General features: G+C 51.8%; 1 protein-coding gene. It reads left to right on the top strand.

Annotation, left to right across the window (positions count from 1 at the left end; translation table 11 throughout):
- On the top strand, positions 1–554 hold a 554-nt coding region (locus B4U49_RS00285; protein ID WP_420811453.1), incomplete at both ends, for a transposase.

The following is a 554-nucleotide window of genomic DNA, read 5'->3' as shown; positions in this document are numbered from 1 at the left end:
GATATCAGTTGGTTTATGCGCTACTTGAACGAGTTCATTGCACGGGAAGCCAATCGCGAAGACCAGTGTAGCGGGCGATTCTGGGAGGGCCGTTTTAAATCCCAAGCATTATTGGACGAAAAGGCCCTGGCAGCCTGTATGGCTTATGTCGACCTTAATCCAATCCGCGCGAAAATGGCCGAAACCCCAGAGACATCGGACCATACCTCAATCAAACAACGTATCCTCTCTGCAAAACAGGCACAGCAGCCCACCACGCTGCTGCCTTTTGTGGGGAATCCCAAAGAACCCATGCCTACAGGCCTACCGTTTCGGCTAGAGGACTATTTTGAACTGGTGGACTGGAGCGGACGCTGCCTACGAGAAGATAAGCGGGGAGCAATCAACGAAAAGCTTCCTCCCATTCTGGATCGCCTGCAAATTGATCCAAAGCAATGGACCTACCTGAATAGAAATTTTGAAAGCCGGTTTAAATCCCTGGTAGGCAGCGGCCATACTGTACGCGCCACTTGCGAGCAACTTGGCAAGCGTTGGGTGCACGGAATTCGTGAGTG

Source organism: Microbulbifer mangrovi (genome assembly GCF_002009015.1).
Classification (GTDB): Bacteria; Pseudomonadota; Gammaproteobacteria; order Pseudomonadales; family Cellvibrionaceae; genus Microbulbifer; species Microbulbifer mangrovi.
Note: the sequence above shows the minus strand (reverse complement) of the source record. Positions and strands in the feature narration are given on the sequence as shown.